This window comes from Nostoc sp. WHI, assembly GCF_015714725.1.
Taxonomy (GTDB): domain Bacteria; phylum Cyanobacteriota; class Cyanobacteriia; order Cyanobacteriales; family Nostocaceae; genus Nostoc.
The window spans coordinates 1-12,626 of record NZ_WBKM01000297.1 but is presented as its reverse complement, the minus strand read 5'-3'; the positions used below and the strand labels follow the sequence as shown (position 1 = coordinate 12,626).

The 12,626-nt window shown below is 40.0% G+C and carries 13 protein-coding genes and 1 pseudogene; 5 read left to right on the top strand and 9 right to left on the bottom strand.

The genetic code is table 11. The features are described 5' to 3' along the window. Positions 1–31: 31 nt before the first annotated feature. On the top strand, positions 32–1,072 hold the full coding sequence (metX, locus tag F8S12_RS30895) for a homoserine O-acetyltransferase MetX (protein WP_196520073.1): 1,041 nt from the start codon (positions 32–34) through the stop codon (positions 1,070–1,072). Between the two features lie 178 nt (positions 1,073–1,250). On the opposite strand, the pseudogene F8S12_RS42495 reads toward metX, so the two are convergent. Beyond that, positions 1,251–1,442: pseudogene (locus F8S12_RS42495) on the bottom strand (IS701 family transposase); the annotation flags it as partial. 47 nt (positions 1,443–1,489) lie between these two features. Then, complete coding sequence (locus F8S12_RS30890) at positions 1,490–1,993, bottom strand: hypothetical protein (RefSeq protein WP_196520072.1); 504 nt, start codon at positions 1,991–1,993, stop codon at positions 1,490–1,492. A 364-nt stretch (positions 1,994–2,357) separates the two neighbouring features. Between F8S12_RS30890 and F8S12_RS30885 the strand changes: the two genes are divergently transcribed. Further along, positions 2,358–2,735 carry a phage integrase N-terminal SAM-like domain-containing protein gene (locus F8S12_RS30885; RefSeq protein WP_196520070.1) on the top strand — a complete coding sequence of 126 codons (378 nt, stop codon included), beginning with the start codon at positions 2,358–2,360 and terminating at the stop codon, positions 2,733–2,735. On the opposite strand, the gene F8S12_RS30880 is transcribed toward F8S12_RS30885, so the two are convergent. After that, positions 2,690–3,346 (bottom strand): amidase family protein, encoded by a 657-nt coding sequence (locus F8S12_RS30880; protein WP_230968385.1) that lies wholly within the window; start codon positions 3,344–3,346, stop codon positions 2,690–2,692. The genes F8S12_RS30885 and F8S12_RS30880 overlap by 46 nt on opposite strands. Before the next feature lie 191 nt (positions 3,347–3,537). On the opposite strand from F8S12_RS30880, the gene F8S12_RS30875 reads away from it, so the two are divergent. The 3 genes from F8S12_RS30875 (at position 3,538) to F8S12_RS30865 (ending at position 4,980) form a co-directional block, all read left to right on the top strand. After that, positions 3,538–3,699 (top strand): hypothetical protein, encoded by a 162-nt coding sequence (locus tag F8S12_RS30875; protein WP_230968384.1) that lies wholly within the window; start codon positions 3,538–3,540, stop codon positions 3,697–3,699. A 28-nt stretch (positions 3,700–3,727) separates the two neighbouring features. Beyond that, on the top strand, positions 3,728–4,132 hold the full coding sequence (locus F8S12_RS30870) for a carboxymuconolactone decarboxylase family protein (RefSeq protein ID WP_196520068.1): 405 nt from the start codon (positions 3,728–3,730) through the stop codon (positions 4,130–4,132). Positions 4,133–4,398: 266 nt separating this feature from the next. Then, positions 4,399–4,980 (top strand): beta-class carbonic anhydrase, encoded by a 582-nt coding sequence (locus F8S12_RS30865; protein WP_196520066.1) that lies wholly within the window; start codon positions 4,399–4,401, stop codon positions 4,978–4,980. Between the two features lie 100 nt (positions 4,981–5,080). On the opposite strand, the gene F8S12_RS30860 is transcribed toward F8S12_RS30865, so the two are convergent. The 6 genes from F8S12_RS30860 to F8S12_RS30835 all read right to left on the bottom strand — a co-directional run bounded on the left by F8S12_RS30860 (position 5,081) and on the right by F8S12_RS30835 (position 12,502). After that, positions 5,081–5,290 carry a hypothetical protein gene (locus F8S12_RS30860; protein ID WP_196520064.1) on the bottom strand — a complete coding sequence of 70 codons (210 nt, stop codon included), beginning with the start codon at positions 5,288–5,290 and terminating at the stop codon, positions 5,081–5,083. Positions 5,291–5,305: 15 nt separating this feature from the next. Further along, on the bottom strand, positions 5,306–8,908 hold the full coding sequence (locus tag F8S12_RS30855) for an N-6 DNA methylase (protein ID WP_196520062.1): 3,603 nt from the start codon (positions 8,906–8,908) through the stop codon (positions 5,306–5,308). Positions 8,909–9,449: 541 nt separating this feature from the next. Beyond that, positions 9,450–10,493: an Mrp/NBP35 family ATP-binding protein gene (locus F8S12_RS30850; protein WP_331001465.1), complete on the bottom strand. Its 1,044-nt coding sequence runs from the start codon at positions 10,491–10,493 to the stop codon at positions 9,450–9,452. 18 nt (positions 10,494–10,511) lie between these two features. Then, positions 10,512–11,273 carry a DUF4058 family protein gene (locus tag F8S12_RS30845; RefSeq protein ID WP_196520061.1) on the bottom strand — a complete coding sequence of 254 codons (762 nt, stop codon included), beginning with the start codon at positions 11,271–11,273 and terminating at the stop codon, positions 10,512–10,514. A gap of 19 nt (positions 11,274–11,292) precedes the next feature. Next, a complete protein-coding gene (locus F8S12_RS30840) occupies positions 11,293–12,255 on the bottom strand; it encodes a HEAT repeat domain-containing protein (RefSeq protein ID WP_196520059.1) in 963 nt (320 codons plus the stop codon). Between the two features lie 19 nt (positions 12,256–12,274). Next, a complete protein-coding gene (locus F8S12_RS30835) occupies positions 12,275–12,502 on the bottom strand; it encodes a 4Fe-4S dicluster domain-containing protein (RefSeq protein ID WP_196520057.1) in 228 nt (75 codons plus the stop codon). Positions 12,503–12,626 lie beyond the last annotated feature (124 nt).

Below are 12,626 nucleotides of genomic sequence, written 5' to 3'. Positions count from 1 at the left end.
GCCTCGTCAGTTCCCCTGTTTCCTGTTCTAGATGAATTATCAGCACTTCATTTCACCGCGAACTCAGTATTATCATTTGCCGATGCCATTTGAGTTAGAAGGAGGCGAAGTTTTAACTGGGGTTCAGGTCGCTTATCGGACTTGGGGAAAGTTAAACTTAGAAGGCGACAATGGAGTGCTAATTTGTCATGCTTTAACTGGTTCGGCTGATGCAGATGACTGGTGGGAAGGTTTGTTAGGTTCAAAAAAAGCACTGGATAGCGATCGCAATTTTATTGTATGCAGCAATATTTTGGGAAGTTGTTATGGCACTACGGGAGCAACTAGCATCAATCCCCAAACAGGAATCCGTTATGGCGGATCATTTCCAGCGATTACGATTCGGGATATGGTTCACTTACAAGCTACACTGATTAAATACCTGGGAATTAAATCTTTACAGCTAGTAATTGGCGGGTCACTCGGTGGGATGCAGGTAATAGAGTGGGCGTTATTATATCCAGAAATCGTGCAAGCAATCGCACCTATTGCGACTTCCGGTAGACATTCAGCTTGGTGTATTGGGTTGAGTGAAGTTCAAAGACAAGCTATCTATGCCGATCCCAATTGGCTTGGGGGTGACTACACACCAGAACAACCACCAAACCAAGGATTAGCTGTAGCGCGGATGATGGCGATGAGTGCTTACCGTTCTTGGCAGACCTTTACAGAACGTTTTGGACGACAGTATGATGCTTCTGCTGACCAATTTGCGATCGCTAGCTACTTACAAAATCATGGTCAAAAGCTAGTACAGAGATTTGATGCCAATACTTACATCACTCTCACCCAAGCGATGGATAGTCATGATATTGCTCAAGGTAAAGACTATAAATCTGTTCTGCAAAGCATTAAACAACCTGTTTTAGTTGTTGCTATTGATTCTGACATTCTTTATCCGCCCATAGAACAACAAGAATTAGCAGATTTAATTCCTAATGCTCAACTAGGTTTGCTGAAATCAATTCACGGTCACGATGCTTTTTTAATTGATACAGAAGCCCTTAATAAGCTATTAATTAACTTTCGATAAGCTTTCACACTCTTCCTCTTTATTCAACTCGCGCTCGGCTATCAATTCTAAATTCATAATGAATCTGATGAAAAGTAATCCATTTAAGCTAATACCGGCCTCTCACTTAATTTTGTCAGGACTTACGCAACTGTCACAAGCAATGGCACGGTGTAACCGCGCCGTGCGCCTATAACAACTAGGCGATAAACATAGGAACAGCCGGACGTTTTAGTTGCTGAACTAAATAATTGGATAACAATCCATGCTTAATTTGATAAATTGTTTGACCAGTTCTATAAGCTAAATCTTTGAGCCTAAACCAGACTAAAATAGCGCAGGCAATGTGATTTCTTTGAATACGACCCTTACGGCATTGACATGATTCAATAATGTTAGACCGTTTTTCAACAACTCATGGAGTATACCGATTTCAATTTAAGTGCTCGTAATGATAAATGCACCAACTGTACCAACTGGCATTCCACCAAGTTCTACATTTGGGCGAGCATCAGAACCACGAACAGCTATTACACATCCTTCAATTTTTGAAACTTTATCATTTTCACTACGGAATGCCCATCCTAAGAGTTTATACATCGCCCCATTTGTCTCTGCACTTGTCTCTGTAGGAGCATTCTGTACTTCTCCAGTTGCTTCAAACTTCACTGGTGAAATCCCTCTTTCTACGAAGGCTTTTACGTTCAATTTTACGTTTCCTGGTGGAGTCGGAATTACAAGACTGCCTATAGCATCAGGGGCAGGAGGTGGATCAATACTTGTCTCCAGATACAAATTCCCTTTTGCCCATTTCTTAGTAGTAATACTTGTTCCAGGAGGAGATTGCTTTTCTGGATCAGTAGGCAATATTAAGAAACTCTGATAAGTCCAGCCTTGCATCCAGAAAGAAGGAGTCCAAACGGTATTTGAATTACTCGTCATAAAGATTAGTTCTTGATAAATTAAACGATTCCTAGCTTTTGATAAATTTTTGAATCCACGACACCCATGAACTCAGCTATCTGTACAGATAATTTGGCGGTATAACTATTTATTATACGGAAAGTTTCCGTATAATCTTTTTTTAATCCTGATATATCAGGCATTCTAAGGAAATCCTGTTTGAATATACGGAAAACTTCTTTTTTACCCCCTTATTTGGGTATTGTACAGAATTTTTCCGTATAACCACCCTTCACAGGAGGATTATATGGAATTTTTCCTTATATCCCTTGGTGTTATCAAGAACTTTTCTGTATAACATCCTGATTTAGAGTATTAAACGGAATTTTTCTGTATAACACCGATGGAACAACGCCCAAAGAAACTGCTTGAACAAGTACAAGATGTTATCCGGCTTAAACACTATTCTTACCAAACAGAGAAGACTTACATTTACTGGATTCGACGCTATATCCTTTTTCATAATAAACGCCATCCTAAAGATATGGGAAGTACCGAAATAGAAACGTTTTTAACGCATCTTGCGGTTAATGAAAATGTGGCTGCATCAACGCCAAATCAAGCACTTCATCCTGTTCTAAGGAAACGATCGCCTTCTGATTTTAATTTAGCGATGTCTACGACGGGCGTAGATGCAGCACTGTGCCAGTTGCGTAAGTCCTGTTTATTTAAGGATCATAAAATATTACTTGGCATGATGAAAGGAGAAACACTTTCATAAGCTTTAGCTGCTTGCAAGACTAGTAAATCTTGATATTTTGCAGCAACAATTTGTATACCAACAGGCAAACCGTTTTTGGTGAAGCCACAAGGTAAAGATGCAGCAGGTTGTTGTGTAAGGTTGAAAGGATATGTAAAAGGTGTCCAATCTCGGTGCTGATGATCAATAGCTGATTGAGGTCGATTTTGTCCAACAGGAAAAGCAGCTATCGGTAAGGTGGGAGTAAGTAATAAATCATAGTTTTGATGAAATATTTGCATTTGCCGTCCCAATGCTTCACGGGCATCTTGGGCGTTGAGATATTCTACTAAGGTGAGGCGATCGCCTTCTTTGGCTGTAGCTTGCAAACCTTCTTCAATTACAGCTTGTTGTTCTGGACTAAAGCCACGCAATAACTTAGCTGCGCCAGCTTGCCAAAAGGTTTGAAAAATGGGACGAGGATTTACAAAACCTGGATCAACTTCTTCGACTACGATCGCAAAGGCGTTAACTAAGCTATTGTAAGTATTGATCCGTTCTAGGGCAGCTTTGGTTGCTGCAACTGGTGATAACTGGCGATCGCTATATAGCGATAACAGTTGAGAAGCAGAAAAATCAGCAATGTTTGACATATTTCGGTTTGAATAGATTTATTGAAACTACGGCTTATTAAATAGCTTGCTTCCTGGGAATGATTTATGGTAAGTTCCTATTTAGATTAATAACGGTAATTACGTCAGTTTACCGTAGTTTATTTCATAACTCAATCATCAAAATCAGCGCATTAATCAAAAGCTGAATACAGGTAACAATCAAGCTTTCCATGCAAATCCAAACTGTTGGTATTTTAAGTCCGGGTGACATGGGACAGGCGATCGCAGCCGTTCTCAATCAAAATGGATTGAAAACCATTGCCGCCCTAGACGATCGCAGTCAACGAACTCGGCAATTATCCACCATAGGTAACATCCAAGATGTATTCTAAAAAGGCAAAAGATATTTAATTTAGTGTGATGACTAAGCTAATTGAATACGAAGATAGCAGTGATGAGGTACGTGCGGTATACGACGACATTCGTGCTACTCGCCAGACCGACGAAATCAACAATTTTTGGAAAGCCCTAGCTAACCATCCCCCTACCTTACAGCGAACATGGCAGTCAGTCAAAGAAGTGATGACCAGTCCTGGAGAACTCGATCCACTGGTACGCGAGTTGATTTACATTGCTGTGAGTGTGACTAATGGTTGTGAATATTGCATCGCCTCTCATACAGCTGCGGCATATGCTAAAGGGATGAGTGAAACAATGTTTGGTGAATTGATGGCGATCGCTGCTACTGCAAATATGACTAATCGCCTCGCCAACGGTTATCGAATTCCGGTTGATGAAAAATTTAATCCTAGCTCTCCCAAGTAACTTGCTTTTTGTCTTGATTTGTGGTAAATTACTTTATATAAATAGCATATTTCTATCGACTTAGTGTAGTTTCAATGATTGATTTCATCGCAACTAAGGTAACTAGGTAGGAATTTAGCTTTTAGTTTGCTAATCAAGCAGTAAGCGTTAGCTATGCCGTTAGGTTTATCGTAAATAAAAGGGTTTAAATCCCCCTCTGAAAATGTCTTTAATTACGAATTACGAATTACGAATTACGAATTATTTATCGCGCACATAAACTCAAAATGAGCCAAATTGTAGAAGAAGTTCTAGCAGCTAATCTTAGTTACACTGATAAATTCGGTGATAAAGGTAATCTCACTATACCCCCATCTCGTCGGTTTGCAATTCTCACGTGCATGGATGCTCGACTTGACCCAGCTAAATTTGCTGGACTAGCTGAAGGAGATGCTCATGTAATTCGCAATGCAGGGGGACGTGCTAGCGATGATGCGATTCGCTCTTTAGTAATTTCTTACAAATTACTTGGTACGCGTGAATGGTTTGTAATTCATCACACTAATTGTGGGATGGAAACCTTCACTAATGAAATCATCAGCAATTTACTTTCTAGTAGCCTCAAAACAGCCAAGCTAGATGAAATAGGTTGGTCAGATATTGGATCTGGGTCGGGATCAAGCGAAGGCAAGTTTATCAATTGGTTGACTATTGATGACCAAGCCAAAAGCGTTTATACAGATGTACAACGGATTCGTTTGCATCCATTAGTTCCGAATGAAATTCCTATCTATGGCTATATCTACGATGTCAAAACAGGGCAATTGATTGAAGTTCCTGAAGCTACTAAGTTTGGTCAAGCTGCGTAGTTTTATCAATCGTTGCCATGATTTTAAGTGCTTTCATTACTACTCGTAGATGTTAAGTAGTAGTTAAGTTAATATCCAAAGCTTTTCCTAAACTCGACTTTTACGCTTTCGGTTCCAAAAGTTGAAAGATGGACTCACGGCTAACCAGTTCAGTTGTTTCACCTTCAGCGATCGCTTGCTCCATTGCCACGTTTTCAATAATTTCTGCCAGAAATTCAGAGACTTCTTTTCGATTGTCACGAATTAATTCGACGATCGCGCTTTTCAAGATTTCCTTAAGTTGATCTGGGTTTATAGTAATCTCAGACATTGTGCCTCCATTAGGTTAGTTTGAGTTTGATAGATTGATTCCTAACGCTTCAAGTTGCTGATTGATCCAAGCCGTTGCTGTTGCTTCATCGGTTGCGATCGCTCGTTCTACTCCTGTTTTAGCAATTTCTAGCAGTTGCTTGGATTGCCACCCGGTTTTATCGGCAGCAGTAACTTTAGCTTTAATGGAGTCACCCAAGTCATTCATTCGTTTTTCAGAAAAGATTGGGACAACTAACTTTCTTAAGCTTCCAAGACTTAAAAATGGATTAATTTGTCCAGTACAAGTCTGTTCAATCAATAATTTACCCATGAATGAATTGATAAATCCTGCAATGTAATAAGGATGAATTTCTGGTATAAATCGAAGCAGAGCCACATCTTGATTGATATTAACTAATTCATCTAGATGTTCAACAACAGCAGCATTTCCGATTCTTCCTTTAATGGTTAAGAGGATATCTCCTTTAGATAAATGTGTCCGTGTTAATTCCGTTTGATGATGGTGAAGTAAGACGCGTTTCTTTGTCTCATAGTTTATCTTAAAATCATGAATATGTTCAGCAGTGAGAAATTTAACTTCTCCGACACTCAGATCATGGTGCAAAGGAGTTTGACCGTTAGTTATACTCGTTAAAATCTCTTCGAGATGAATCATTTTCAGAGGGTTAAAACTCTTCAGCTTTGCTAAAACCTGATCATATTTTGGTTTATAGTGTTCAGCGTCGAAGCGACCGGAGGACAGGAACGACTCAGAAAAACTCTTGACGGCAACTGTTTCTTCGATAGGTTGCCAGTCCTTCAACCCAAGCTCCGACAACAGCAAATTCTCAGCTTGTAGGTAATTCTGTTTTGATTGCTCTATTTTTGAGTAGGCAAACTTGATTATTTTTTCTGTAAGTGTCTGAAATTCATCTGAAGAAAGAACAATCTTAATAAGCTTAACTTGAGTTAGCAATAAATTGGGTTGTACATTACTAATAATGAGCCGTTGAGTTTGATTTCTTCCAAGCTTTGAATTTAAAAAAGTAGATATATAGAATGAAGAAATACCTGCTTTAAGTGTTACGTTTGCTATTGCTTGATTTGAATTAGTGTATCTTGGCATTTGATAAGCAACTGAAGCATTACCTATCGTTCCAGCAATAGTAAGTAAAATTTGATTTTCTACAACCAAGGATTTATGCAAGACAGTTTTACTTAATGACTCATCAATTAACTTGACATTTTTCAATTTGATTACATTATCACCAATATCTGCAACATTAAGATACGGAACTCCTTCCTCCAAGTATTCTATTTGATTGCACAAAGAATATGCACCAAAATTTATGATCGATTTTGAGCAATAATTTAGATAAATTGCCTTTCTTGAGCGTAATAACTTGTCTAGTTCTATGTATTTCTTTTTAAAGTATTCAGCATCAAATCTAAATAGTAGATTCTCATCTAAAACGTCACTCAAACTTAATTCAACCGCTTCCAGCCCATCCATTAACCGCTCATACCTCACAGCATCAAACGGCGCAACAGATGGGCTAGATTCAAAAAAACTGAGCTTCTCCTTTTTGGCAAACTCAATAAACGCTTCCGCAATGCCGTCTTCCGTCAGTCCTTCGTGGTTATACAAATCATGATCCACGACTAAATGCACGTGAACATCTTGCAAAAAATCGCCCTCCACCCCCACCACTCGCTGCATCGGAGAAGGCGGCATCAATTCGCCCAGTTCGTCAGCAGGCGGTGAAGTAGACGATGAAATTTTCCGCCATATCTTCTCCCCAGAATTATCCTTCCCCGATTTCCGCATGGTTGCAAAAAAGATGTTGTAGTCATCCTGTCGAGGACAGAGTGCGCCCGCCTTCGGGTCATCATTCCACTTCTGCACAAACAGCACCGAAGTCTTCGTACCCGTGTGCGGCTTAAACGTATTGCCATGCAGCCCCACCACCGCCAAAATCCGGCAGCGTTCGGCAATGAAATCTCGAATATTTTTATCCGATGAATTGTTAAACCGTCCTTGGGGCAACACGATCGCCATTCTACCCCCCGGTTTCAAAAAATCCAAATTGCGCTCAATAAACAAAATATCGCGCCCTACCTTGGTTTGCCACTTACCATCGGGCTTTTTTGCCAAATCATAGCGGGCAATCATGCGCGGTTCTTTAATATCTCCGGCAAAAGGCGGATTCGCCATCAACACATCAAACTGAAACCGTTGGTAGCTGCTTTTATCGGTGCGGAGCTTTTTCAACCGAGAGAACGCCCGATTGTAGGTATCATCCCAGTCTTCTTCTTTAGTAATTTCATCCCACAATTCATAATCCAGCGTATTCAGATACAACACATTTTGTTCACCGTCCCCTGCAATCAGGTTTAGCGTTCGCGCCACCCGCACCGCCTTTTCATCAAAATCAATCGAAAATACCTTTTCCTTGACATACTCATTACACTCTGGCGGCTTCGGTTCAGCTGTAAACATATGACTGGCTTCCCGTCCTTGATCGCGCATAATCTGCTTCCAGACATGAAACATCGTATGCACCGGAAACCCCGATGAACCCGCCGCCGTATCGATCATGTACTCATACTCTTGCGGATTGAGCATCTTTACGCACATATCAATTACATAGCGCGGCGTGAAATATTGCCCTTTATCTCCCTTGCTGCTTTGGTTAATCAAATACTCAAAGGCTTCATCAATTACATCCAGATTGGAGTTAAACAGCTTTACATTCTCCAAGGACGACACACAAACCGACAAGTGCGAAGGCGTGAGGCTAATCTTGGCTCCTTCACTAAACACACCCTGCCACTTTTGTTTAGCTTTGTCGAATAAATCCTGAATCTTGGTTTTGAGTGCGGCTTCTGTCTGTCCCGTATTGCGAAACTCTAGAGAACGGGTTTCACGGCGGTTGCCCTGCCCAGAATACCACTCATCATAGAGCTTGGTAAAAATCAGCTTAAATAGTTCCTCGAATACATCAACCCCAGCATTCGCCAGCACCTCATCTTCCATTTCTTCGATCAGGGTTTTGAGAGATTTATTCTCCTTTATCAACTTGTCATTGGCGATCAAGTCTTCCAGGGTGAACTTGATCTGAAGAATATCTGCTAGGGTTTGATTAGCGTTGGGTAAAGCAGGGATATCTTCAAAATAATTGGGATCTTTGCGCTGGTAGTAGGAAATTTGATCGCCATTTGTCCAAATTGCGATCGGCGCACCCGTCGCATTGCAGTACGATCGCAACTGATCCTTCCCGTCTTTCAGCTTTGGCTTTTTTAACTCTACCAACAGATACACCGTGTTTGGACGGTCTTTGTCCATCACCACAATGTCTGCCCGTTTTACCTCCCGCCCAAAGTTTACCCCATACTCGACCTGAATGCGACTGAGAGGATAGTGCAACCGTTGAGTCAAAATCTGTAAATATAGCTGCCGAATTGCTTCTTCTGGCGTAAGTTTAATTGTTTTCTGACGCACCAAACAAACAATATAAGGCACTTCGCCACTTTTGGTTGCTTTAAGAGTAATGCTCTGCTCTAACTGCTCAATTTCCGCCACAGTAAACTGCGACAGTTTGTAGTTTGAGTCTTTGAGGATATCGGCTAGGTTCATCAGGCACTACAGAATCTACATAAAGGCTTAGTCCGTTATAGAGTGTAACGCTATTGTAGAAACCGACCAATAGATTTTCTTAATACTAGACAACAAATTGTTGAAAATAGACTTGTGTTCTGAACGAAAGGGCTTGTGTTCTAAACGAAAAGGCTTGTGTTCTGAACGAATGGACTTGTGTTCTGAATGAAAGGGCTTGTGTTCTGAATGAAAGGGCTTGTGTTCTGAACGAAAGGACTTGTGTTCTGAACGAAAGGGCTTGTGTTCTGAATGAAAGGACTTGTGTTCTGAATGAAAGGACTTGTGTTCTGAACCAAAACCATCAAAATTATTCCAGGTGCTTTGGTTCTTGGAGGCAAAACTGTGACAGAGGCGATCGCCATTTTTGAACAATCCCCTGGGATCAATCAACCCATCTTGTACGTCTTCTGAATTTATCCAAATCCAGTTTCATCATAAAAGCAATAGACGTAGGTTGGGTAGAGCGGAGCGCAACCCAACATATATAAGGATGTTGGGTTACGCAAAGCCTCCACCCAACCTACAATTTTTTTGCTTGGTCAAGCTGCGTAGTTTGATCGTGTAGCATAAAAGTAGCATTTAATAAAGTAGCTATTTGTGTAAAAACCTCCCTTGCGGGTGAAGCGTATTCGCTTATCGCAATTGGATTTCCAGTATCACTACCGCTACAAATGCGGGAATCAATGGGAATTTGTCCCAACAGAGGCGCTTGTAATTCTGCGGCCAGTTGTTCGCCGCCACCACTACCAAAAATCGGTGTGCGTGAACCACAATCACCGCAAATTAAATAACTCATATTTTCAACGATACCAAGAACAGGAACACCCACTTGGCGAAACATATATATATTACGTCGTACATCTGCAACAGCCACTTGTTGAGGAGTTGTCACTAAAATGACTCCACAAATTGGGCTTTCTTGGATAATTGTAATTTGAGCATCACCTGTACCGGGAGGTAAATCTATCAATAAATAATCTAATTCACCCCATTGCACATCTTGCAAAAATTGCGTGATAATTTTATGCAATACAGGCCCCCGCCATGCCAAAGGACGATTTGCTTCTGCAAGTAAACCCACTGACATTAGTTTTATTCCCTGCGCTTCTAGAGGTAAAAACTTATCACCAGTGGGAGTATTAATTACTTGAATATCAGCTTGTCCTAAACCCAACATCTGGGGAACATTGGGGCCATAAACATCAGCATCTAATAATCCTACTTTTGCACCTTGTAATTTTAAAGCTGCGGCGATATTAACGGCTGTTGTGGATTTGCCCACACCACCTTTACCACTAGAAACTGCAAGAGTTATTTTAACACCTGGAATTGTACAAATTTGAATATAAGTTTTTTTACACCAAGATAGAGATGATAATAAGAATTGAATTTCTGGCTGTAATTGATGCTGATGAGAACCAATATATAAACGTAAGTAAATATAGTCATCAACTATGCGTAAGTTTCGTACCATTCCCAAACTAATGATGTCATTTTTTAAAATAGGTTCGATAACCTGTTTGAGGAGTTGGACTACTTCTGGCTGACGAGAATCTGGTTGCACTTTATCTATTGCTCTAGTTTAAATATTCTCTAAAACTTCTCTCACCCAAGCTTCTTCTTCGGGTGATTGCACTATCTTTAAAGGTTGTGAATAATCAATTGCCAAGTCAAATCTAGCACGTTCGTAAACTTCGTTTAATAACCTTTGCAATTCAACTATCGGTTCAGGTTCTCCCTCACGCAAAGGTACAGGAAAAATAGGAATTGGGTTTTTTAAATCGAAAGTATATAAATCTGCATCAGGCCTGTTGTAGCTGCGACTAACTAAAATACTATAATCTGTAACTGACGCTCCGAGAATAGGCATTGACTCACCTTGTCTCAAGAGGTCAATTTCTACTAAATTGGTTGCAGAAGCCAAAATTTTCTGTCGTTTGCTTTCGTAGGCGGCTCTACCTTCTTTGGAGCGTTTATTTTTAGGAGAAAGTATTTCAATCACAGCGACAACTTCTTTGCTTGAAGTTGCTCGCACCTCTAAAAATCGCTCAGTTATCTGTTCAGGTACAGGAACTTTTACTTTACTGGGTTCAGCAAGTTTCGCAGCAGTCAAAGTTGTACTGTTATCTGTAGTGTTACGTTTAGCAACTGCTACATCAGCAATTCCTACGAGTAAGATATTATCTACACTAGTGTAAACTCGCTCTTCAATGGAAACTCGGTATTTAGGGGCGATTTGAGGAGTTAGGTCATCAGCGATCGCTACAATCAAACGATTGTGAACTTGATGCCAAAGTTCAGGCTGTTCCAAATACGGGTTCATTCCAGGAAATGGATTGTCCATTAGACTTTCCCTTAGTGATTTACTGCTCAATTGAGACTATTCTATCTCTTTGAATCTTCTGAATTGCCCGTTGTGCTTGAATAGACACTTCTTTATCAGGATCATCTAAGGCTTGTTGTAGGGGGTTAATAACGTCAGGATGAGCTAAATTCCCAAGAGCGATCGCAGCTTCTTTCCTTACATCTGCATATTCATCTGTTAATGCTTGAATTAATCCCGGCAAAACTTGAATATTTGGGATTTTTTGCAAAGCTTGTGCTGCTGATTTGCGTACTTGCCAATGTTCATCATTTAAAGCTATTCCTAATGCTGAAATTGCTTGATTATTTTCATGAATAGCCAGAGATTTAGCTGCATTCCGGCGAACTTGCCAGTCACTATCATTTGTAAGTGCTTGACAAAGTATTGTAATCACTTCTGCATCTTGTAAATGTTCTAAAGTTAAAGCAGCAGATCGACGTACAATTGCTTCTTCATCAAAGATTAAATCCAAAGCTTGAGGACATTTTTCTAGTTGATTGATATATCGCAGTGTGGTAATAGCTGCCTCACGTAATTCAGGATTTTTTGATTCTAAAAATGGTAAAATATCGGGTAAAGATTGAATATCATGTATCTTCCGCAAAAGTACTAAAATATTTAATTGAATATTTACATCATTACTTTGGAGTTTATCTAGTAAAAGTAACAATTCATCTTGTGTAACTAACTCGCTTAATGCTGATGCGGCTTCAGTGCGAATATCTGTATCTGCTGAACTGAGGCATTCAATTAAGGCAGGGATGGCAACAGGATTGGCAATTTCCCAAAGGGCAGATATTGCTATTTTCTGAACAGTAATATGTTCGTCTTTCAAAGCTATAATTAAACCATCAATTGTTTCGTCATCGCCTAGATGTTGCAAGGTTTTGACAGCTACTATACGATCACTTATGTCAGGCGATCGCAGCATTTCTAGCCAGTCTTTGAGGTCATCGTTCATTATTTTTTACCACAGGTAGTTAACGTAACAAAAAGGGAATTTGTACTGTAATTGCATTGGTTGGACATTCTTTTTCACAAGGCAGGCAAAACCAACACTCATCATATTTCATATAAGCTTTGCCTGTTTCTGGATTTTTAGCCAATACATCCAAGGGACAAACTTCAATACAGACTGTACATTTTTCTAGACATTTCGATTCATCAACGATGACAGGAACATCTATTCTCTGATTGATTAAAGCCATAAAATAACTCCCTGATTTTGTAATTAAACCGTTAAGCGATAAAATAAATGGGGTAAATTGAAAAATTTTCTATTGCGCTGTAACCCAACATCCAATACAGTTCGGTTAACGTGTTTATTCCTCG